Raw genomic sequence first — 22,020 nt, forward strand, 5'->3', positions numbered from 1 at the left:
CCGCTAAACCAGCAGCTCCGCGATCTGAATGGTGTTCAGAGCCGCGCCCTTGCGCAGATTGTCGCCAGCGACGACCAGCACGAGGCCACGATTGCCGTCGACGGTCTGATCCTGGCGGACGCGTCCGACCAGGCTCTCGTCGATGCCCGTGGCAGCCAGTGGGGTGGGGACGTCCACTACCTTCACACCCGGAGCCTCGGCCAGCAGCTCGCGGGCGGTATCCGGGGTGATCTCGCGGTCGAATTCTGCGTGGATCGTCATGGTGTGACCGGTGAAGACGGGCACGCGGACACAGGTGCCAGCGACGCGCAGTTCGGGGATTCCCAGAATCTTGCGGGACTCGTTGCGCAGCTTCTGTTCCTCATCGGTTTCCTCGGAACCATCGTCCACGAGATTGCCAGCCAGCGGCAGTGCGTTGAAGGCAATGGGCGCTACATATGGCTCCAGGTTGTCGGCGTGCAGGGCAGAGCCGTCGTGGACCAGCTTACGCAGCCCCTCGGACTGATCGGCCTCGCCATTGTCGGCCTCGCCGTTGACATCACTGCCCAGGTTATCCAGCACCTGACGCACCAGCGCGTCCACTCCGGCCAGTCCAGAGCCGGAAACCGCCTGGTAGGAGCTGACGTGTAGGCGATTCAGCCCCGCGGCCTTGTGCAGTACGCCCAGCACGGGCATGGCAGCCATGGTGGTGCAGTTCGGGTTGGCGATGATTCCCTTTAGGGTGTGCTTGGCATCCTCCGGGTTGACCTCGGAGACCACCAGCGGCACCTCCGGGTCCTTGCGGAATGCCGAGGAGTTATCAACGACGATCGCACCAGCTTCAGCGAAGCGCGGGGAGTGCTCGCGGGACGTTCCGCCGCCTGCGGAGAACAGGGCAATGTCGATACCACGCAAATCCTCAGTGGCGGTGGCTGCGACGTCTTCGACGACGATCTGCTCGCCACGGAACTCTAGGGCCTTACCCGCCGAGCGGGCGGAGGCGAAGAATCGCACCTTGTCCGCCGGGAAGTTCCGCTCGACGAGAATGTCGCGCATGACGCGGCCCACTTGGCCGGTTGCTCCAACGACGGCGATGGTGGTCATTCGGGGATCTACCTCTTCTATCTTTCGGGGTGTTGCTTAGCGCTCTTCAGCTGCCCATGCAGCACATGTGAGCTGCTGTTTTGACTACTTTAGCGTCCCGTCCCAGCGTACACAATGGCTTCTTCATCGCCACCGAGCTGGAAACGATCGTGGATAGCGCGTACGGCCTTGTCCACGTCGGTGTCGCGGATCAGCACGGAGATGCGAATCTCGGAGGTGCTAATCAGTTCGATGTTGACACCTACATCGCGCAGAGCCTCGCAGAAGTCGGCGGTTACGCCGGGGTGGGACTTCATGCCCGCGCCGACCAAGGACACCTTGCCCACGTGATCGTCGAAGATGAGGTCCTGCCAGTCGTTTTGCTCCTTGATGGTCTTCAACAGCTGCATCGCGCGGGTTGCATCCGTGCGTGGGCAGGTGAAGGTGATGTCGGTGCGGTTGTTGTCGATCTTGCTGATGTTCTGCACGACCATATCGATGTTGATTTCCGCATCAGCGATGGCACGGAAAACCTTCGCCGCTTCCCCCGGGGAGTCCGGGATACCGAGGACGGCGATCTTAGCTTCAGAGCGGTCGTGGGCCACGCCGGTGAGTACTGCTTCTTCCATGGGAATATCCTCCATTGATCCAGAGACGAGGGTGCCGATGTCGGTGCTGTATGAGGAGCGAACGCGCAGGGGCACATCGAATGCGCGAGCGTACTCCACACTGCGCAGCATCAGCACTTTCGCACCGACGGCTGCCATTTCCAGCATTTCTTCGAAAGAGATCGTGTCGAGCTTCTTCGCATTCGGCACGATGCGCGGATCCGCGGTGTACACGCCGTCGACGTCGGAGTAGATCTCGCACACATCGGCGTTGAGCGCGGCGGCGAGCGCGACGGCGGTGGCATCCGATCCGCCACGGCCCAGGGTGGTGACATCGCGCGTCTCGCGGTTCACACCTTGGAAACCCGCGACCAGGCAGATCTTCCCGTTGTCCAACGCTTCCTGCACGCGCCCCGGCGTCACGTCGACGATGCGCGCGTTGCCGTGCCGCTCGGTGGTCAGCACACCTGCCTGGGAACCGGTGAAGGACTGCGCTTCGGCACCGAAGGAGTTAATAGCCATGGCGACCAACGCGTTAGAGATGCGCTCACCGGCGGTCAGCAGCATGTCCATCTCGCGTGCGGGCGGCACGGGGTTGACCTGTTCGGCAAGCTCCAGCAGATCATCGGTGGTGTCTCCCATGGCAGAGCACACGACGACCACGTCGTTTCCCTGCTTCTTGGTTTCCACGATTCGCTCGGCTACGCGCCGGATCCTCTCCGCGCTTTCCAGCGAGGAGCCGCCGTATTTCTGAACGATGAGCGCCACTGGTTGTTGCCACCTTCCGGTTCTAGTCTTAATCAGATTTTAGACTAGTTGGTCTGTTTGGTTGAGGCTAGGTTTCGGGGAACTATTTCTTCTTTATGACGCCCCACCCCAGACAATCACATGCGCCACTTACGTAACACGCGCGCCACTGACCAATAATCGACTCCCCTCCCCGAGTCCGATACAGTTACCCCAGTAAAGCTTTGAGAAAAACGCAGTACAGATAACAACGCAGTACAGATAACACAGCAGATAGAAACGGCATAGAAAAGGTAAGGGGGCGCGATGATCGAAAACAACGCTCTTGCAGTTGTTTTCGCCCTCGGCTCAGCCCTCACCATCGCCTGGGGGACGGTGGTACGCCACCGCATCGCTATCGCTTCCGGCGAAAACCGCAGCGGCGCCATCATGGATGCCATCAAACAGCCCATGTGGTGGGTCGGTGTTGCCAGCGCCCTTTTTGGATACTTACTGCAGATCATTGCGCTGGCATTTGGAACACTGCTGGTAGTACAGCCGATCCTGGTCCTCTCCTTGATGTTCACCCTGCCACTGTCGGCGAAGTACGACGGACGACGGATATCGGCGTCCGAAACCGCATGGGCGGGACTATTAACCGCAGCAGTAGCTGTGCTGGTGATACGCGGCAACCCCGCACCTGGACACCGCGAGCCCGATCTAACGGTCTGGCTTATTTGCCTGGGCATTGGGGCAGTGGTTCTACTAGCCTTCTTCGTTTACGCGTTGGAGCAGGCAGCGGCGCTGCGCGCGCTGATTTTGGGATCCATCACCGGCGCGATCATGGGCTATGTGGCCGTGCTATCGAAGGCTGTGGTGGACGTCTTTAGCGATTCCGGGGCGCCCGCACTTCTCGCCTCCTGGGAGCTATGGACGCTCATGGCTTTCGCAGCAGTGGGTACGGCGGTACAACAAGCGTCATTTAACGCCGGCCCGCTTAAGAATTCCCTGCCCGCAATGACGGTAGTGGAGCCGATTTTTGCGTTCATTCTGGGATATATCGTGCTGGGCGAGAAGTTCCGCATCACAGAATGGGAATACGCCTACATGGCAGCCGCGATCGCCGTCATGCTGATCTCGACAGTGATTCTCAGCCGGAAGTCTCTCGAAGAGGATGGCGACACAGAGACCAATACAACGACCAATACGACGACCAATACAACCACGACTAGCGCGACTAATGCGACCGCCGAAACTGGGGCAACTGATATGACGGCGTCACCAAACAGCACAACAACCACCCCACAATGAGGGACACATATCCCAAATAGTGGGACAAAACATCATTCTCATGTGACGTAGCTAATAGTCGGGTTATAGTCGGAAACATGACTACGCCAGCGCACAACCTGCTTCTGTGACGCGGCGGGGCTCAAAGGTTTTAAGCGATAGTGAGCAAACAGCTCACCCACCGACCGGCACCCCGTCGCGGAGTTTGGTGTTGCCGGTCGGGAATCACAACAAAGAACAACAACTTCTTCCCCGTCTTTTCAGGAGCCCCCACCTATGTCTAACGACACTTTCATCTCCGCACCCGCCCGCATCAATACCCCCAACGGCGAGATCCCCGCGGATCAACCCGCCTGGAACAAGCAGCGCAACTCCACCATGCCGCACGCGCGCTACCAGCCGTTCTTCGAAGAGGTAGAGGAAATCACCCTGCCGGATCGCACTTGGCCGGACAAGGTCATCGACCGCGCTCCGCAGTGGTGCGCCGTGGACCTGCGCGACGGCAATCAGGCTCTGATTGACCCGATGAGCCCAGAGCGCAAGCGCCGCATGTTCGAGCTGCTGGTCGACATGGGCTACAAGGAGATCGAGGTCGGCTTCCCCTCCGCCTCCCAGACCGATTTCAACTTCGTCCGCGAGATCATCGAGAACAACATGATCCCCGATGACGTCACCATCCAGGTGCTGGTGCAGGCCCGTGAGCACCTGATCCGCCGCACCTTCGAAGCCTGCGAGGGCGCAAAGAACGTCATCGTCCACTTCTACAACTCCACCTCGAAGCTGCAGCGCAGGGTCGTGTTCCGCAAAGACAAGGAAGCTATCAAGAAGCTGGCCACCGACGCCGCCGAGCTGATCAAGTCCATCGCCGCCGACTACCCGGATACCAACTGGCGCTGGGAGTACTCCCCGGAGTCCTACACCGGCACCGAGGTCGCCTACGCCAAGGAAGTCTGCGATGCAGTCGTGGAGGTTATGGATCCGACGCCGGAGAACCCCATCATCCTGAATCTGCCCTCCACGGTAGAGATGACCACCCCGAACGTGTACGCGGACTCCATCGAGTGGATGCACCGTAACCTGAACCGCCGCGACTCCATCATTTTGTCGCTGCACCCGCATAACGACCGCGGCACCGGCGTGGCCGCTGCCGAGCTGGGTTATATGGCCGGTGCGGATCGAATTGAAGGTTGCCTGTTCGGCAACGGCGAGCGCACCGGAAACGTCTGCCTGGTGACCCTGGGGCTCAACATGCTGACCCAAGGTGTGGATCCGCAGATCGACTTCTCTGACATCGACCAGGTACGCCGCACCGTTGAATACTGCAACCAGCTGCGCGTGCCGGAGCGCCACCCCTACGGTGGCGACCTGGTGTTCACTGCGTTTTCTGGCTCTCACCAGGATGCGATCAACAAGGGTCTGGACGCTCTCGCGGAAGATACCTGGGAGGTTCCTTACCTGCCGATCGATCCGAAGGACGTTGGCCGTTCCTACGAGGCCGTGATCCGCGTGAACTCTCAGTCCGGCAAGGGTGGCGTGGCCTACATCATGAAGACTGACCACAACCTGCAGTTGCCGCGGCCAATGCAGGTGGAGTTCTCCTCCGTTGTACAGGCTGTGACCGATGCCGAAGGCGGCGAGGTAAACCCGAAGGCCATGTGGGATATCTTCTCCGGCGAATACCTGGATCGCGTCTCCCCGATCGAGACGATCTCTCTGACCGTCGACGGCGGCCAAAGTGAGGGTGAGGAAGCCAAGGTCACCGGCCAGATCGAGTTCAAGGGCGAACCGCAGACCGTGCAGGGCCGCGGAAATGGTCCGATCAGCGCATACTGCAACGCGCTGGAAGAGCTGGGCTACGACGTGGAGGTGCAGGAGTACAGCCAGCACGCTCGTACCTCGGGCGATGACGCCGAAGCTGCAGCCTACGTCCTGGCGGAGGTTAACGGCGCAAAGTACTGGGGTGTGGGCATTGCAAGCTCTATTACCTACGCCTCACTGAAGGCCATTACCTCTGCGGTGAACCGTTCCCAAGACGCTGCTGCGGGCGTTTCCCAGGGTGCTTAAAGCCCCTGTCTGCCGGGCTGAAGCCTGGCCACAGGAGACCCCACCCTGCTGGGTAGTATGTAATCCATGAATGAGAACGATCACTCGGCCGTCCCCGGCCCCGAGCACACCGGCGCGCGCCGCCGCCGGCGCCCGCGCCGGAGGGTTAGCCGCCCGGCAGGTTCTCTCGCTGTAACTTTTTCGGATGTGAGTGCAAGCCATAACGCTGGTTCACGCGCTGACGTAGACGCTGATTCCTCCCCTGACTCCCCCGAAAACGCCGACCAGTCGAGCCCACGCGAGGAACTCGAATCCGCGCTGCACGACCTCCCGTCTTTGGAAGAGGCGCCGTTCGCTGCTGTCAGCATCTCCACGTCCGGTATCCACCCGAAGACCTCTCGTCTGGTGGCCCTTTCCGTGGTGTTCTTCGGCTCCGGCGCAGCCCCCACGACGAACAATGCTGCCAGCGTCACCGACACAGCCGACTTGCCCACCATCAACATCGGCCAGGAGGTCACTGCGCTTACCCGCCACCTCAACCCCGGCGAGGACGCAGGCCCCTGGCACCTCCACGGTTACCAGGTCAACGAGCTTTCCCAAGCTCTCGGCTTTAACTCCAGCGCGCAGCTGATCCACCAGGCGCTGGACGGGCGCACACTCATCATGCATGAGTCCGATTATGTGTGGGGCTTCCTCACTCATGAGTTCAAGCTGGTACAACGCTCCGCGAACCGTGGCCGTCGCAGCCGTGGCCGCGGTCGCGGGGGTCGGCGCATTCCAATGCCCGCACCGGTTTCCATCATCGACACGCTCGCCACCGCTCGCCGCCAGGCCATCGATTCCACCGACCCTCGTCTGCGCGCTATCGTCGCCAGCTACGGTATTGCCGGTGACGCTTCCCAGACTGAGGCTTCTACCAGCACAAACGCATCTGGAAGCTCCAGTAGGTCCGCCGTGCACGTCCCTGCGACAGCACTGCCGGAGGTTGGTGCGGCGGCGTCACTAACCAAGAGAGAGATCGACCCCGACGAGCTGCTGGAAGCAAACGCGCGACTCACCGCGGCTCTCGCGGTCGCACAACAGCGAGGCGGCGAGCTGACGGTGCTGGATCCCGAAGACCTCGCAGCCGATCAGTTCGGGCTGCGGCGCAGTGGCCTTCGTATTGACGCCGCTAATTCTCCCCGGCCTTTCGTGAATCCTGGCGTGTGGAAGAGCGGGGAGCCGCTAGTTGAAGGTATGGAGTTTGTGGTCAGCCCGGACGTGGCAATCGACCCGGACGAGCTGATTGGCCAAGGTGTTGCCGCGGGTCTGGCGTATAGCGAAAAGCTAAATCGTCGCAGCTCGCTTGTGGTGTGCAACGAGAACTACGAGCTGCGCGGTAAGGCGATGCACGCTGACCGGAAGAGCATTCCGCTGGTGCGCGATGAGGACTTCCTGGCGTTGCTGGCTAATGTGCAGCCCGGTGAGAAGGAGGCCAAGCCAACGAAGCCGGGTGCCGGCGCGCGTCCCCGGACCAGTGGGCTGGCAGGTCCGCGTGGCGGGTCGGGCGCTAGCGGGTCGGGCTCCAGTGGGCGCGGCGCTGGCGGGTCGGGTTCGGGGAAATCCGGCAAGTCTAAGGAGTCGAACAAGAACGGTCGCCCGAGCAACTCCGGCCACTCCGGCCACAAGGGCAACGCCAACTCTGGCAGCTCCGGCCACTCCGGCCACAAGGGCAACGCCACCTCTGGCGGCCACGAGGGGCAAATCCCGGGACCCAGCGGCAAGCGAAATCGTCGGAGGCGTCGGCGCCGCAAGAGTTCCGGGGGTTCCGCCAACGGCGGAAACTAGCCCGGTGTGCCCCGCCCCCTCGAAGGCGCCGGAGCAGGGGGCGGCTAGAGCGTCAATGTCCAAAATCTACGAGTTATTAAAAGTAGCTCATTTGCAGCCCAAAAACGTAACCCTCTGACCTGCGTGAATAGATTATTTATATTTTAAGACCTGGAATTTTGGACATCACTCCCAAAAGCCAGCTGGCAGCTCGGCGCCGGTTAGTCGCCCTTCAGCTCGGTGATAAGTGCGCGCACGCGAGCGTCAATGTCATCACGCACCAGTCGCATGCGCTCCATGCCCTCAATACCGCGCTCGGAAGGCTCGTCAGTAACCCACCGCTCGAGGGTCCCCTGCGCGTCGGCGGGTAGCTCCAGCTGAGCGTCCTTGCCGAGGATGACCACCCGGTCAGCCTCTCGCAGCAACTGCGGGTCTACTGCTTTTGGGCGGCCGTCGGACATGTCCGCGCCGACCTCGCTGATGGATTCCACCGACTCCGTGTTGAGCTTCGTTGCCGGTTTGGTGCCAGCGGAATGAATCTCAATGGCCTCGCCAGCATGCTTGTCCGCCAAAGCGGCCGCCATTTGCGACTTGCCGCCGTTGCCTACGCAGATGAAAAGCACCTTAGGTTTATTGCTCATGGTTTAATCCTCCCCCATCGAGACGGAACGTGCTGGACTGCTGTGCCGCACGGGCAGTGTCGGATCGCCGTTGAAGAGCTTAGGCCCCACCCACAGCATGACGTAGACCAGACCGACTAGCACCGGAATCTCGATCAGCGGGCCGACCGTTCCAGCCAGTGCCTGCGCAGAGGTCGCACCAAAAGTACCGATAGACACGGCGATGGCAAGCTCGAAGTTGTTGCCCGCAGCGGTAAAAGACACAGAGGCCGACTGGGCGTAATTCAACCCCGCAGCCTTGGACACAGCCAGCGCCAGGGCAAACATTCCAGCGAAGTAGGCCACCAGCGGGACCGCCGTGCGAGCCACCGTCCACGGGTGGTCCGTAATCTGCTCTCCCTGCAGCGCAAACAGAAGCACGATCGTATAAAGCAGGCCGATCAGCGCGAGGGGAGAAACCGCGGGCAAGAACTTTTCCTCGTACCACTGCTGCCCCTTCAGCCTCTCCCCGAGCACGCGGGAAGCCAAGCCAGCCGTCAACGGGATACCCAGGAAAACCAGGACGGATACCACGATCGACCAGAAGGAAAAGTCTGCCGAGGTTGTAGGAAGCCCCAGCCAGCCAGGGAGAATCTGCAGATAAAACCAGCCCAGCACTCCAAACATGAGCACTTGGAACACAGAGTTGATCGCCACAAGGACGGCGGTCACCTCTCTATCCCCGCAGGACAGCTCCGACCACACCAGAACCATCGCGATGCACCGGGCTAGGCCGACGATAATCAGCCCGGTGCGCAGCTCAGGCTCGTCGGGCAAACATACCCAGGCCAGGGTGAACATCAACGCGGGCCCAACGACCCAGTTGAGGGCGAGGGAAACCGCCATCAGGCGCTTATCCGCCGCAATCTGCCGGGTTTTGTCGTAGCGAACCTTCGCTAGCGGCGGATACATCATGACCAGCAGGCCGAGTGCGATCGGAAGCGAGATCCCTCCCACCTCCAGTTCCCCTAGCTTCGTTCCGATTTCTGGCACCACCCGGTTAACGAGCAGCCCAGCAACCATCGCGAGGATAATCCACACGGGCAGGAACCTATCCAAAAAGGACATCCGTGGACGCAACGAAGCTGTCATGCAACCTTCCTTAGATATTGACACACGTCGATATAAAACCAAGTGACATATTGACGCTCGTCAATATAAATGACATATTGATATCTGTCAATATAAGATGCCCGTATGGCCACCCCGCAGATTTTTCCGCTCGCAGACATCTCCACATGCTGCTCCTTGAGCAAAGGACCGCTATCGGATCCCGAGGCCACCCGTTATGCCACCTTGTTCAAGGTCCTATCCGACCCCGCCCGCTTGCAAATACTCTCCCATCTGGCAGCCAAAGGCTGCGAACCAATCAGCGTAAACCAGCTAACAGACATCACGGGACTAAGCCAGCCCACGGTCTCACATCACCTAAAACGGCTTACCGATGCAGGTCTGCTCCGCAAGGCCCGAACAGGTCGCACTGTTACACACCTAGTAAAGCCCGAACTCTTCGCTGAACTTCGCGCTGTTCTCCAAATGGACTAACGCTCGCCATCTCCGGCGCACCAGCCTCCAAATTCCAGCACGCCTCTGCGGGTACACTTAGTCCCCATGGGTAAATCAGATCGAACCGGCGCTCAGCCCGGCACTGAACAGCGCACGGCCACGCAGCGCTCCACGCAGCACGGAGAACGGCAGCCCGCCGGCGCACGTCGCTCCAGCCTGCAGCGGATCCGCAGCTCCGTGGCGATCCGCATGGCGCAACTGGCCACGTGGGCGTCAAGAAAAGCGGGCCGCGGAGCCGGCGGCATGATCGGCGGCCTGGTCGGCGGGGCCATCGATCCGCAGCTGATGGCGAGCCTAGGGCCGGGCAAAGGTGGCGTGAAGCGACCAACGGTGCTGGTCACGGGCACGAATGGCAAGTCTACAACCACACGCATGCTGGCCAGCGCCGTTCGCTCTGCAGCCACCGTCTGCACCAACGAGGGCGGCGACAACATGGATGCTGGTGTTATTAGCGCTCTACTCGCCGGGCGCGATGCCGAAGCGTTGGTTCTCGAAGTCGATGAGCTGCACGTCCCCAGCATTGCTGAGAAATTGGACGCAGATGTACTGGTGCTGCTGAATCTCTCACGCGACCAATTGGACCGCGTGGGCGAGATCAACAAGATCGAACGGGCACTGCGGGCATGCGTGGAAGCACGCCCACACATGCAGATCATCGCGAACTGCGACGACGTTTCTGTCACCTCCGCCGCCTGGGATTCCCCAAACGTCCAGTGGGTCAGCGCCGGCTTTGGGTGGGCGGGCGATTCCACCAGCTGCCCGCGCACCGAAGGCGCGATCATCCACCGCACCGGCGAGGATGGCGTGGTGGACTGGTTCGCCGCAAAGAAACTCCCGGACGGTCGCGAATTCCGCAGGCCAACCCCCGATTGGCGAATCACGGATGAAGGGCTAATCGACCGTGAGGGCCAACTGCACCCCATGAATCTAACCCTTCCCGGCAACGCGAACCGCGGCAATGCCACGCAGGCCGTCGCAGCGGCTGTGGCCGCGGGAGAACTGCTGCACCGTCCGATCCCCACCGAGCAGGCCATCGCCGCGGCTGAGAAGGTGGATAATGTCGCAGGCCGCTACTCCGTGGTGCGCTTCGGCGACCACGAGGTGCGCCTGATGCTGGCGAAGAACCCAGCCGGTTGGCAAGAGGCACTTTCCATGGTGGATCGCACCGCCGATAGCCTCGTGATCAGCGTAAATGGCCAGGTTGCCGACGGGCAGGACCTGTCGTGGCTATGGGACGTTCGCTTCGAGAACTTCGAGGGCGTGCACGTGGTGGCCGCCGGCGAGCGCGGTACTGATTTGGCTGTTCGCCTGGGCTACGCCGCCGTCGAGCACAATTTGATTAAGGATACGGTCGAGGCGATCCGTTCCTGCCCGCCGGGCCGCGTGGAGGTTCTGGCGAACTACACAGCGTTCCGCGATTTGAAGCGGGTGCTGGACAAGGAAGGGGAAGCGTAAATGAGCAGCGTCAACAAACCTGCAGACCTCAACATCGGCCTGATCCTGCCCGACGTGCTCGGCACCTATGGCGACGATGGCAATGCCTTGGTGCTGCGGCAGCGCGCCCGTATGCGCGGAATATCGGCGGAGATCCAGCCAATCCACCTGGGAGAGCCCGTCCCAGAGACCTTCGACATCTACACCGTCGGTGGCGGCGAGGATACCGCGCAGGTTCTGGCCGCCGAGCACCTTATCAGCGATGGTGGCATTACCCGGGCCGTCACTGCCGGCCGCCCGGTGCTGGCCATTTGTGCTGGTCTACAGGTGTTTGGCGAGTCTTTCACCAGCCACGGTCGCACCGTTGAGGGACTGGGGCTTATCGACGCCACCACGTCTCAACTCGCCGAGCGCATGATCGGCGAAATCGCCTCCACCCCGGCAGCCTCCGCCGTAATCGGCGGGGAAACAGGCCTGACCGAACCACTGACGGGGTTTGCCAACCACATGGGTGCCACCATCCTGGGCGCGGATGCCGAGCCGCTGGGGCGCCTTACCCGGGGCACGGGCAACACCGACAGCCATGGTGCGGAGACCGCCGGGCTATCGGGCGAGGATGCTCACCGGCAGACTCGCGCCGAAGGCGCGGTGCAGGGTTCGGTTGTGGCAACGTACATGCATGGCCCCGTGCTGGCCAGGAATCCGCAGTTGGCGGACTGGCTGCTCGCCCGCGCGATGGGGGTTGCACTCAACGAGCTGCCCGAGTTCCAGGGTGAGCTGGCGGAGCAGTTGAACCGTGAGGTGGCGTCGCTAAGAAAGGAGCGCCTCTAAGCACCGAGCTTGGCCACGCTAAGGATCATCGGCAGCTGAAGGGGGACGCGCGCGAAGGCGATGGCGCGCGCAGGCTGCGGTTTGGCGCGCCAGTCCCAGGCCATCTTGATGTTGCCGGGGAGCACGCCGACTAGAAAGAGTGCGGCGGCGGGGGCGATTGTACTGCGTAGCGCGCGGCGCCATTCGGGCTTCAGGCTACATGCCGCGATGCTGGTGGCCAGGACGATTTCCATGGCTCCGGAGCCGAGCGTCCAGGCGCGCGGGGTGCCGGGGAGTTCCTCTGGAACGATCTGGTCGAAGTCCTCCGGCTTAACAAAGTGCAGCACGCCTGCGATGCCGAAGACGGTTCCCCATACGGCGGAGCGAATGCCGGCCGCGCGGGACAGGTGGTGCGGACGGATGGCGTTGTGCAAAGGGTTTTTACTCATGAGCGCCACTGTAGTCCCGCCGTGCGACAGGGGGTATACAGGCGACAGGGGTATAGAGGCTACAGCGCGGTGCGCCCCGCAAACGCGCGGGAAAGCGTGAGCTCGTCGACGAACTCCAAGTCCCCGCCCATCGGGATGCCCGAGGCCAGGCGGGTGACCTTCAGCCCGGGGAAGTCACGCAGCAGGCGAGCTAGATAAGAGGCCGTTGCCTCGCCCTCCGTGTTGGGGTCGGTGGCGATAATAACCTCGGCGATCTCGGGGGCTGTGTCATACTCGATATCATTTTCCACGTCGCCGGTGCGGGAACCGTCACCGACGGTGGATGTGGCGTCACTAAGTGAAGCACCGCTGCCCTTCGCGCCGAGCGCAACATCCGGCAGTGCCCCGCCGATGCGCTGCACCAAGGGGGTTACGTTGAGTTCCTTTGGCCCAATTCCGTTGAGTGGGTCAAGCGCCCCGCCGAGCACGTGGTAGCGCCCGCGATACTCCGCGGTGCGCTCAATGACTTGAATATCCTTGGACTCCTCCACCACGCAGATGATGCTCTTGTCGCGATGGGAATCCGCACAGATCCGGCACACGTCCTCTTGGGAGATGTTGTGACAGATACGGCAGAACGTCACGCCGCGCTGCAGGCGGCCGAGTGCGCTTTGGAAGCGTTCGATATCTTCCGGCTCCTCATTCAGCAGGTGCAGGGCGATGCGCTGTGCGCTTTTTGGCCCGATGCCGGGGAGCCGTGAGAACTCGTCGATAACGTCCTGTAGTGGTCCTTCGAACAACTAGATCTCTCTTTGGAGTTCTTAGAAGGCTTAGAAGCCCAGGCCGTTCATGCCCTGGGACAGCGGGCCCATCTTCTCCTCAGCCAGGGTCTGCAACTTCTGGTTCGCATCCTTGAACGCGCCGAGCAGCAGGTCCTTGAGGGTGTCGATATCTTCTGGGTCGACGATCTTGGGGTCGATCTCCATGTCGGTGACCTCGCCGGTGCCGGCGACGGAGATGGTGACCAGGCCGTTGCCTGCCTCGCCCTTAACGGTGGAAGCTGCGATCTCGCGCTGTGCTTCCTGCAGCTGTGCCTGTACCTGCTGTGCCTGCTGCATTAGCTGGTTCATGTCTGGCTGGCTCATGTGTTTTTACCTTTCGTTGGTGTTTATCATGGGGTGTTTTCCATGCTTGGATTTTGCTCTTCCACAACTCTACCGGTCGGTCCCGACAGGCGTGTTAGGCGCCGTCGCGTGTGGTCGCTGTGGTGTTCACGCTTAGCGAACTCGCTCCGCGCCGAGGCTCTTTTCGATCAGCTCACCTGCGATTTCCAATGGTGTGCGGTGATCGCGCTCGCCGGGGGCGCGCTCGATGTCTGCGAGCAGCTCGTCGCGTTCTCTTTGTTCATTTCTTTGTGACGCCCCCTCGCTCTCCTTTCCCCCAATCTCACGTTGGGGTTGCGGGAGGTTCTCCGCTGGCTGAGGTTCGGCCTCCATGGGTTCCGGCGGTAGCGGAGCATCGGCCGCATAGTCCCGAGCTGAGTCGGCGGGGTTGGCAACGGAAGCGGCAGCGCTGCCGTCCCAGGCGTCGACTGGTCCGTCGGCAAAAGCATCAGCAGGCGGCTCATCGGGCAAAGGCACTCCGTTAAAGCCATTTTCCATGTTGTACTTTTTGCGCGCTTTGGCTCGCTCGGCGCGCGCACGCCAGCCGGAGTTCGGATCGTCCTGCGCAGGAGTATCCGTTTGGTTGGCATCAGCATTGGATTTAGCGTTGACCTTGGCCGTGGCGCCACCGTTGCGGTGAGAGTGCGAGGCTTTGCGCATCGCTTCTTCCATCGCGCGGGCTCGTTCCAGGGTGCTGTTGGCGGCGCTGCGGGAGGCTACCGCATCCATCGGGGTTTCCGCTGGTACGGGGTTCACCGGGGTGGAGGAAGGAGTGGCAGTGGGCGCCGTGGACGTCGGGGCTGTTTCCTGATCCTCACCGGCGGCGGGCTGAGCCTCCGCCGGTTCAGCTTTTCCCTTTACATCGCCTCCTGCGGCTTCGTCCCCAACAGGTTTTCCGCTGACGTAGACCACGATGCGGGCTGGGCTCCCCGTGACGGTTTTGATCGCCTCCGAGTAGACGCCTGCGTTTTTCTGCCCACCGACAAGGCGCGCCAACGATCCGGTGTGGTGGTTCACATGCAGTTCGCCCGCAGTGGGCTGGGTTGCACGCGGGGTTGCTCCCCGTAGCGCAATCCAGGCGCTCAGGTCCTTGTCATGGACGGCATCCATGATCCGCGCCCACGTTTCCGAGTCCATTGCCGTCGGTGCAGGCTCGGCGGGAGCGGAGTCAGTCGTCTCCGTAGATTCTGCCGTAGCAGCAGGCTCTGCCTGAGCGGCTGGAGCCACTGGTTCCGTCGGCTCCTTTGGTACCACTGGTTCTGCTGGTCCAGCTGATCCTGCTTGTTCCGCAGCTCCGGCTCTGCGGTGGCGTTGCATGATGTCCCGAGCCCGGCGCGCCTCAGCGATTGCCGGGGATTCTTCCTCTGCAATCGGTTCTGTGACCGGTGCACCAGTCTCCTCGGGCTTAGGCTGCTCAGGCTGTGTTTGCTGTGGCTGCTGTAGCTGCCGCGGCTGTTGCGACTGTTGCGCTTGCTCGTCGGGCTGTTCTTCCTGTGCTGGTTGGCCTGGCTGATCCGGCTGGGTCGCAGCTTTCCTCCTGCGCGCAAACATTTCCGCTCGACTACCGCGCACACCGGTGCCGGTACCCGCGCTGGTAGCTGCGCCTCCGCGCCCCTTTTCCAAAGCCTCCACGCGCTGCGCCAGTGCTTCCACTGTCATACCCGCAGCGGGCAGCGCCATGCGGGCACATAGAATCTCCAGCAGCAGTCGCGGCGCCGTCGCCCCGCGCATTTGTGCCAGCCCTTCATTTACCAGGGAAGCACAGCGGGTCAGCGTCGCTTGCCCCATCTTCTCCGACTGCTCACGCAAAGTCTCACGGGACTCCTCCGGCGCATTTACCAGCCCCCGGTCAAAGGCATCCGGCACAGCCTGCACGACCAACAAGTCACGGAAACGATCCAACAAGTCCTCGCCGAATCTGCGCGGGTCATAGCCTGCATCGATCACCTCGTCGACTACGGCGAACAATGCCGCGGAGTCATGCTCCGCCAGCGCGTCCACGGCACGGTCGATCAGGGTGGAATCCGTCACTCCCAGCAGAGCCAGCGCGCGGTTATATGTCACGCCTTCCGGCCCGGCACCGGCGAGCAGCTGATCCATGATGGATAGCGAATCGCGTGGCGACCCGCCGCCCGCACGGATAACCAGCGGATATACGGCATCTTCCACCGGCACGCCTTCACCGGACACCACCGATTCCAATAGCCCGCGCATATCCGGCGGTGCCAGCAAGCGGAAGGGATAGTTGTGGGTACGCGAACGAATCGTCTGCAGCAGCTTTTCCGGCTCAGTCGTGGCGAAGATGAAGATCAGGTGCTCCGGTGGCTCCTCCACAATCTTCAGCAGAGCATTGAAACCTGCCGTGGAGATCATGTGCGCCTCGTCGATAATAAACACCCGGTAGCGCGATTCCGCTGGCGCGTAGAAAGCACGTTCGCGCAGTTCACGCATATCGTCCACACCGTTATGCGTCGCCGCGTCCAGCTCTGTGACGTCCAGGTTTCCCGGCCCGCCCGGCGCCAACGATACGCAAGACTCGCACACCCCGCACGGCGTAGACGTCGGCCCCTTTACGCAGTTCAGAGAGCGCGCCAAAATGCGCGCGGAGGAAGTCTTACCGCAACCGCGCGGCCCCGAAAACAGATATGCGTGGTTAATCCGCCCGCTATCCAGCGCCACGGACAGCGGTTCGGTCACGTGAGATTGCCCCACGACCTCGGCAAATGTTGCCGGACGGTATTTCCTATAAAGTGCCACGAACCTAGCCTACATTCCGCCTGCGACGACCCATTACGGTTGGTCTAGCGCCAGATGTTATTGATATTGACGCCCTCACGTACCAACCGCTCCTGCACCGCGGCTACACCGGCCGTCTGCGCCAGCTCCAGCTCTTCATCGGTGAGCATCACCAGCTGAGCTGCGATGGTCAGTCGGCCAGGGTGCGTGAACTCCACGTCCGCGTCATCTTCCTTGGAGTGGCGGCTCGCTCCGCCAGAGGTGACTTCGTGAACGTGCGGCACGCCATCGTCCCATACGTACGGCACAACCAACAGGCCATTGCGGGCGGTGATCTTCCGCTCGGATTCCGCGTCCATCTGCTGGACAACGTCGGGCAGGAGCGTGCCGGGTTGCGGCGGCCAGTGAGTTGGATCCTGGGAGATCATCGAGGCTGCATGTGCCAACAAATCAGCAGCGGTATCGTCGTGTCCGCTGACCACCGTCAGCAATTCGACGCGCAGATCGGAACCGTCCTCGGTCTGCAGGCCGGATTCCATGCGCCCCGCGTCGATGGTCATGGCAACCGTCTCAGCCAGCACGGCCTCTACAGCGCCATCCTGGGATGAGGGGTTTTGATCCGTGGGGGCGTCACCAAGAAACACCTCGGCGACAGCGAACTCGGGGAAGGAATCGTTGATCCTGCGGCGTGCGATGGTCGGCTCGCCGGGCAGCAACCCCTGAACCCAAACGAATGTTTCTTCGGTGTTAATGGCGATCCTCCTGCTTAATGGCGCTCACTGTGGGGCTAACCCTTGGTTGGTTCCAGTGGGATCTAGCGCTGCCCGGCGGCGTGCTCGACCATCTCAATGGCGGCGTAAAGCACACAGGTGGCGAAGCCATCCATGGCAACCTCTAGTTGCTCGATCGTCGGCATGGAGGGAGCCAGGCGCAGATTGCGGTCGTTGGGATCCTGCTTCAGCGGGTATGTAGAGCCCGCTGCGGTGAGGGCCACGCCGGCCTTCTTGGCCAGCTCCACCACCCGAGAAGCGGTGCCATCTAGCAGGTTCACAGAAATGAAGTAGCCACCCTCCGGCACGGTCCACTCGGCAACATTGGCCTCGCCCAGGCGGCGCTCCAGGATCTCCACCACACGGGTGAATTTCGGTCCCAGCGAACCTGCGTGCTTGCGCATGAGGTCGCGTACGCCCTCGGCATCCTTCAGGAACTGTAGGTGGGCAAGCTGGTTGACCTTGTTCGGCCCGATACCGCGCACGTTCGCGATCTTCTTGTACCACTCCAGGTTCTCCGTGGAGGAAGCAAAGAAGGCTAGGCCAGAGCCCGCGAGAGTGATCTTGGAGGTGGAAGACATAGCCCAGAAACGGTTCGGGTTGCCCGCCTTCTCGGCTACGTCGAGGATGTTGATGATCTCTGGGAACTCGTCGGTCAGGGTGTGGACTGCGTAGGCGTTGTCCCACACGATGCGGAAATCCGGCGCACCGGTTTCCATTGCAGCCAGGGCCTCCGCAGTCTGCTGGGAGTAGGTCACACCAGTCGGGTTGGCGAACATCGGCACGGCCCACATGCCCTTGACCGCCGGATCCTTCGCCAGCTCGCGTACCTGATCCATGTCGGGGCCTTCGTCTGTCATATCGACGGTAACCATCTCAAAGCCGAATAGTTCCGTAATGGAATGGTGGCGGTCGTAGCCCGGCACAGGGCAGATCCACTTGAGCTTTTCTTCCGCAGACCATGGACGCTCAGAATCGTTTGTGCCGAAGGTGTATGCCCAACTGATGAGGTCGAACATGATGTTCAGGCTGGAGGAATCGCCAGCGATGACGTTCTCCACCGGCAGACCCAGCACATCGGCCCACAGCTCGCGAATCTCGGTCAGTCCTACGCCACCGCCGTAGTTGCGTACATCCAATCCCGAAGGGGAGGTGAAGTTCTCCCCCGGCAGGCTCAGCAGATCAACCGAGAAATCGAGCTGCTCCGCCGACGGCTTGCCGCGCGTGAGATCCAGGTTCAAGCCCTTAGAATGTAGTTCTTCGTAAGCCTGGCGCACATCCTCTTTCATGCTGAGGAGGAGGTCGGTGTTGACGTTATCGATGTTCATAAAATGTCTCTCCCGCTTGTGGCGTACTGGATTTAGCCGTACTGGATTTAGCTTTGTGTGCAAGTCTAACTGAACCCTCGGACAGCGCACCGGCACCCACATCTGCAGTGCTACGGGCTGACGGTTAGGATATCGACAGGCTGCGAGGGACAAGCAGCGGTGTAGCACCGCGCGAACCACCGGGTTTAGTTGGAAAGGACTCACCATGGCAAAGCACGAACCAAACCGGATCCGGGTCCCCGTCGAACGAGCTATCCGCGAGTGTCGCCTTTATGTACAGGGCAAGCAGTACCCAGGTCAGGCCAACTACATCACGGCTCTCAAGGACATCGAGGAGCTGTCGGATGGCACCAGTCAGGACTTTGTCATGGTGACCCTGGAGGAGCCCTCCGAGGAACAGATGTTGCGTGTCGCCCAGCGCTATGGCGTCGACGAACTGATTGTTGAAGACGCCGTCAATGCCCACCAGCGTGCAAAGGTGGAGCGCTACGAGGATCAGCTGTTTTCTGTCATCCGCTCCGTCCAATATGCGGATAACCAGGACATCATCGACCGGCGCGACATCATTCAAACCGGCGAAGTGCAGATGGTCATTGGCCGGAAGTTCATCATCGTCATTTCCCACGGCACGGATCTCCCCAACCCTGAGATGCGGCTCCACCAGGCCCCGGAGCTACGCAGCAAAGGGCCGCTCTCTATTGCGTGGGCTATCTCGGATTATCTAGTCGACGAGTACACACGCATCGCCGAACAGCTCGAAACCCGGGTCGATGATCTCGAAGAGGAAGTCTTCACCCTCCGGGACGAGTTCGACATCGAGAACATCTACACCCTCAAGCGCGAGATCTTGGAAATGCGGCATGCTATCGACCCACTGATCCCCGCCCTGCGCGCGTTGATTCAAAATCATAAGGATCTCACGTCCAAGCAGATTCGGGCCTTCTTCCGCGATGTGCTGGATCACGCCATGTTGGCAAAGGACAAGATCGATTCCTTCGACGAGCGCCTATCGTCCCTTATTCAGGCGGGTTCGGCGATCATTTCCTTGCGTCAAAACCAAGATATGCGCACGATTTCCGCGGTCGTCGGTATGGCCGCCGCCCCGACAATGATTGCGGGTGTGTACGGCATGAACTTCGAAAACATGCCTGAGCTGCAGTGGCACTACGCGTACTACGTCTGCTTAGCGGCGATGGTTGGCGTAGTCGCGTTGATGTGGTGGTGGTTTAAACACAACAACTGGCTATAGCCCAGCTCCCGAGCCCCAAGTCCCCCGGTTATAGATAAAAGGGGACCCCGCGCACCCGTCAGAGCTCGTTGACCCTTGCTGCATTCCTGCCCTGGGGGAGTTCACAAGATACACGCCGCGCGGAATCCGTTGCCCATAGTAACGCACGTGCGCTCGTTGTTCCAAAGGCCTACTCTTCTTCCCTATTGACGCCCACTTTCCAGGCGCCAGCACCCGATTTGGAAACCACAGGCCGCGTTGTGTAACCTGTCACGAGTACGTCAGAGCCATTGCTTTTAGCTCTGCCGTTCGGCATGGAGGATTCGACTAGCGGCCTATGTCACACGCCTGGAACGCGTGCGGGAGTCACATCCCTCGTGGGTTCAAATCCCACATCCTCCGCCATCTGAAACCGGTGCTCCCGAAACTTTTTCGGGGGCGCCCTTTTCGCATTCCCACTGATTCACCAAACCCGCCCGCACTCCCCGGCCCGTGCCTTAGTTTGGAATGCATGAACGCACCGAGCACGCCGACGAGCACTCCCCCCACCACTGCCCCTCTCGTCACCACGGAATACTCCGAGTCCATTCCCGGCCTCGTTCACGTCCGCCTGAACCGCCCCAACAAGCTGAACTCTCTGACGATCGACCTGCTCCAGCAGCTCATCGATACCGCTCACACGCTGCGCCGCGACCGCTCCGTCCGCGCCGTCATCCTCTCCGGCACAGATGGCAATTTCTCTTCCGGTCTGGACTTCGCGGATACCCTGAAAAGCCCACCCCGTATGCTTTCGCATTTCATCCCGCGTCCCCTGCGCGGCACCAACACTTTCCAGGAAGCGCCGTGGGCGTGGCGTCGTCTGCCGTTTCCGGTGATTGCCGCGGTAGAGGGCTACTGTTTCGGCGGTGGTGTCCAGATCGCTCTTGGTGCGGACTTTAGGTTTACTAGCAATGACGCCCACTGGTCCGTGTTGGAAGCTAAATGGGGCCTGGTGCCGGACATGTCGGGGATCATGTCCCTCAAGCAATTGCTGCCGGTTGACGTGGTGAAGAAGCTGGCCATGACCGGGGAGATCTTCTCCGGGGAACGCGCCGCGGAGCTAGGTCTGGCCGAGGTGGCCGAGGATCCGCTGGCAGCAGCAGAAGAACTAGCGCGAAAGATCATCGAACGCTCGCCGGATTCGGTGGCCTTGGCGAAGAAGCTGGTCGACGAGACGTGGGAACTTGGGCCGCGGCGTACCTTCGCCAAGGAGCGGTTGCGCCAGGCACGGCTGCTGGTCAGCAAAAATGCGGCTATAGCGCGGAAGGCTGCGCAGAAGAAGGTCCCGCCGAAGTTCCGCCCCCGCGCGGTGCGCTAATCCACAGGTGTCCAGGTGACTGGCTCGCGGGGCAACAGCTCCGGCTCGAAGGTCGCCAGCAGCTCGGCGGGTTGCACCCCTCCGGCCGCGCGGATATCCACCGCCGGCCCCAGCGATTCCGCGATCCACAGCAACATCCCTTCCGCCCCGCCGGGGAAGTCCCGAAGCGTGACGGCCCCGTCCCGCTTCGCCAAACGCTTCCCGTCGGGTCCCCTCACCAGCGGAACGTGTACATACTCCACAGGTGGAAGTCCCAACAGGTGCGCAAGGTACGCCTGCCGAGGGGCGGAGCTCAGCAGGTCATCCCCGCGCACAACCTGCCCCACCCCGGCCAGCGCATCATCGACGACAACTGCCAGGTTGTAGGCGTAATCCCGGTTCACCGCCTCGTGGCCGACAGCGCCGGCATTGCCCGCGCCCTTGGGAGCGTTTCCACCGCGCCGCAGCACCATGTCATCCACCACCCCGCGGTACGCTCCGCCCCCACGCCGGCCTGCAGCAAAGCTTTCGCGGACTTCCCATTCTTCAACGCTCGCGCGCAGTCTCAGTGCCGGTACGCGCCCCCGCTCCGCCAGCTCCGCGCGCTTCGCCGCCCGCGCCGACTCTCCTAAGTCTCGACACGTTCCCGGGTATGCCCCCGGTGCGGCGTGCGGCGCACGAACTGCCTCCGCGATGTCCTTCCGCGAGCAATAGCACTCGTACACGAGCCCTTGTTCGCGCAGATCGTTTAACGCTTTTTCGTACTCCGACCAGGTTTCTTGTTGACGCCGAATTTCCCCATCGTAAGTGATCCCCATAGTGGAAAGGTCCAGTAGTTGCTGATGCGCAGCGGCTTCAGAGGACCTCTGAGCATCAATATCGTCGACGCGCATCCGAAACTCGCGGCCTTCATGCTTCGCGAACATCCACGCCAGCACAGCAGTCCGAAAATTCCCCAGGTGCAGATCCCCGGAGGGGCTGGGCGCGTACCGCCCCGCCCCTCGCTGCATCAGATCCTCCATGCCAA

The 22,020-nt window shown here is 61.5% G+C and carries 18 protein-coding genes, 1 tRNA gene, 1 other RNA gene and 1 pseudogene; 9 read left to right on the forward strand and 12 right to left on the reverse strand.

Features of this window, described 5'->3' with window-relative positions:
• Nucleotides 1–3 precede the first annotated feature (3 nt).
• Both ACWXWJ_RS08370 and ACWXWJ_RS08375 read right to left on the reverse strand, forming a co-directional pair.
• Nucleotides 4–1,083, reverse strand: coding sequence for an aspartate-semialdehyde dehydrogenase (locus ACWXWJ_RS08370; protein WP_473964122.1), 1,080 nt, complete (start codon nt 1,081–1,083; stop codon nt 4–6).
• A gap of 89 nt (nt 1,084–1,172) precedes the next feature.
• On the reverse strand, nt 1,173–2,438 hold the full coding sequence (locus ACWXWJ_RS08375; RefSeq protein ID WP_293790898.1) for an aspartate kinase: 1,266 nt from the start codon (nt 2,436–2,438) through the stop codon (nt 1,173–1,175).
• Between the two features lie 285 nt (nt 2,439–2,723).
• On the opposite strand from ACWXWJ_RS08375, the pseudogene ACWXWJ_RS08380 reads away from it, so the two are divergent.
• The 3 genes and pseudogenes from ACWXWJ_RS08380 to ACWXWJ_RS08390 all read left to right on the forward strand — a co-directional run.
• A pseudogene (locus ACWXWJ_RS08380) lies at nt 2,724–3,569 on the forward strand (DMT family transporter); the annotation flags it as partial.
• A 393-nt stretch (nt 3,570–3,962) separates the two neighbouring features.
• Nucleotides 3,963–5,750, forward strand: a complete 1,788-nt coding sequence (gene leuA / locus ACWXWJ_RS08385) for a 2-isopropylmalate synthase (RefSeq protein WP_473964123.1) — start codon at nt 3,963–3,965, stop codon at nt 5,748–5,750.
• Between the two features lie 66 nt (nt 5,751–5,816).
• Nucleotides 5,817–7,556: a DNA polymerase III subunit epsilon gene (locus ACWXWJ_RS08390; RefSeq protein WP_473964124.1), complete on the forward strand. Its 1,740-nt coding sequence runs from the start codon at nt 5,817–5,819 to the stop codon at nt 7,554–7,556.
• A gap of 200 nt (nt 7,557–7,756) precedes the next feature.
• On the opposite strand, the gene ACWXWJ_RS08395 is transcribed toward ACWXWJ_RS08390, so the two are convergent.
• Entirely contained in the window at nt 7,757–8,176 is a 420-nt protein-coding gene (locus ACWXWJ_RS08395; protein WP_473964125.1) for an arsenate-mycothiol transferase ArsC, read from the reverse strand.
• A gap of 3 nt (nt 8,177–8,179) precedes the next feature.
• Complete coding sequence (gene arsB / locus ACWXWJ_RS08400) at nt 8,180–9,286, reverse strand: ACR3 family arsenite efflux transporter (protein ID WP_293790902.1); 1,107 nt, start codon at nt 9,284–9,286, stop codon at nt 8,180–8,182.
• Nucleotides 9,287–9,391: 105 nt separating this feature from the next.
• On the opposite strand from arsB, the gene ACWXWJ_RS08405 reads away from it, so the two are divergent.
• The 3 genes from ACWXWJ_RS08405 (at nt 9,392) to ACWXWJ_RS08415 (ending at nt 12,025) form a co-directional block, all read left to right on the forward strand.
• On the forward strand, nt 9,392–9,739 hold the full coding sequence (locus ACWXWJ_RS08405) for an ArsR/SmtB family transcription factor (RefSeq protein WP_005292343.1): 348 nt from the start codon (nt 9,392–9,394) through the stop codon (nt 9,737–9,739).
• A gap of 66 nt (nt 9,740–9,805) precedes the next feature.
• Complete coding sequence (locus ACWXWJ_RS08410) at nt 9,806–11,215, forward strand: MurT ligase domain-containing protein (protein WP_448307746.1); 1,410 nt, start codon at nt 9,806–9,808, stop codon at nt 11,213–11,215.
• Entirely contained in the window at nt 11,216–12,025 is an 810-nt protein-coding gene (locus ACWXWJ_RS08415) for a type 1 glutamine amidotransferase (protein WP_448307745.1), read from the forward strand. It abuts the gene before it with no gap.
• Here ACWXWJ_RS08415 and ACWXWJ_RS08420 read toward each other — a convergent pair.
• The 6 genes from ACWXWJ_RS08420 to ACWXWJ_RS08445 all read right to left on the reverse strand — a co-directional run bounded on the left by ACWXWJ_RS08420 (nt 12,022) and on the right by ACWXWJ_RS08445 (nt 18,390).
• Complete coding sequence (locus ACWXWJ_RS08420; protein ID WP_473964126.1) at nt 12,022–12,453, reverse strand: DoxX family protein; 432 nt, start codon at nt 12,451–12,453, stop codon at nt 12,022–12,024. The two genes, ACWXWJ_RS08415 and ACWXWJ_RS08420, sit on opposite strands and share 4 nt — an antisense overlap.
• Nucleotides 12,454–12,512: 59 nt before the next feature.
• Nucleotides 12,513–13,232: a recombination mediator RecR gene (gene recR / locus ACWXWJ_RS08425; protein ID WP_293790905.1), complete on the reverse strand. Its 720-nt coding sequence runs from the start codon at nt 13,230–13,232 to the stop codon at nt 12,513–12,515.
• 30 nt (nt 13,233–13,262) lie between these two features.
• Entirely contained in the window at nt 13,263–13,577 is a 315-nt protein-coding gene (locus tag ACWXWJ_RS08430; protein WP_293790906.1) for a YbaB/EbfC family nucleoid-associated protein, read from the reverse strand.
• A gap of 132 nt (nt 13,578–13,709) precedes the next feature.
• Nucleotides 13,710–16,352 (reverse strand): DNA polymerase III subunit gamma and tau, encoded by a 2,643-nt coding sequence (locus ACWXWJ_RS08435; protein WP_473964127.1) that lies wholly within the window; start codon nt 16,350–16,352, stop codon nt 13,710–13,712.
• A gap of 44 nt (nt 16,353–16,396) precedes the next feature.
• A complete protein-coding gene (locus tag ACWXWJ_RS08440; protein ID WP_473964132.1) occupies nt 16,397–17,083 on the reverse strand; it encodes a hypothetical protein in 687 nt (228 codons plus the stop codon).
• Nucleotides 17,084–17,145: 62 nt separating this feature from the next.
• On the reverse strand, nt 17,146–18,390 hold the full coding sequence (locus ACWXWJ_RS08445; RefSeq protein ID WP_473964133.1) for an aspartate aminotransferase type Ic: 1,245 nt from the start codon (nt 18,388–18,390) through the stop codon (nt 17,146–17,148).
• Between the two features lie 244 nt (nt 18,391–18,634).
• On the opposite strand from ACWXWJ_RS08445, the gene ACWXWJ_RS08450 reads away from it, so the two are divergent.
• Nucleotides 18,635–19,678 (forward strand): magnesium and cobalt transport protein CorA, encoded by a 1,044-nt coding sequence (locus tag ACWXWJ_RS08450; protein WP_011274287.1) that lies wholly within the window; start codon nt 18,635–18,637, stop codon nt 19,676–19,678.
• Between the two features lie 36 nt (nt 19,679–19,714).
• Here the strand turns inward: ACWXWJ_RS08450 and ffs are convergent.
• Nucleotides 19,715–19,809: signal recognition particle sRNA small type (gene ffs, locus ACWXWJ_RS08455), an RNA gene on the reverse strand.
• 164 nt (nt 19,810–19,973) lie between these two features.
• On the opposite strand from ffs, the gene ACWXWJ_RS08460 reads away from it, so the two are divergent.
• A tRNA-Ser gene (locus ACWXWJ_RS08460) sits at nt 19,974–20,062 on the forward strand.
• 106 nt (nt 20,063–20,168) lie between these two features.
• Nucleotides 20,169–21,014 (forward strand): crotonase/enoyl-CoA hydratase family protein, encoded by an 846-nt coding sequence (locus ACWXWJ_RS08465; RefSeq protein ID WP_473964128.1) that lies wholly within the window; start codon nt 20,169–20,171, stop codon nt 21,012–21,014.
• Here ACWXWJ_RS08465 and gluQRS read toward each other — a convergent pair.
• Nucleotides 21,011–22,015, reverse strand: coding sequence for a tRNA glutamyl-Q(34) synthetase GluQRS (gluQRS, locus tag ACWXWJ_RS08470; RefSeq protein ID WP_448307742.1), 1,005 nt, complete (start codon nt 22,013–22,015; stop codon nt 21,011–21,013). The two genes, ACWXWJ_RS08465 and gluQRS, sit on opposite strands and share 4 nt — an antisense overlap.
• Between the last annotated feature and the right edge of the window lie 5 nt (nt 22,016–22,020).

This window comes from Corynebacterium sp. p3-SID1761 (assembly GCF_055862885.1).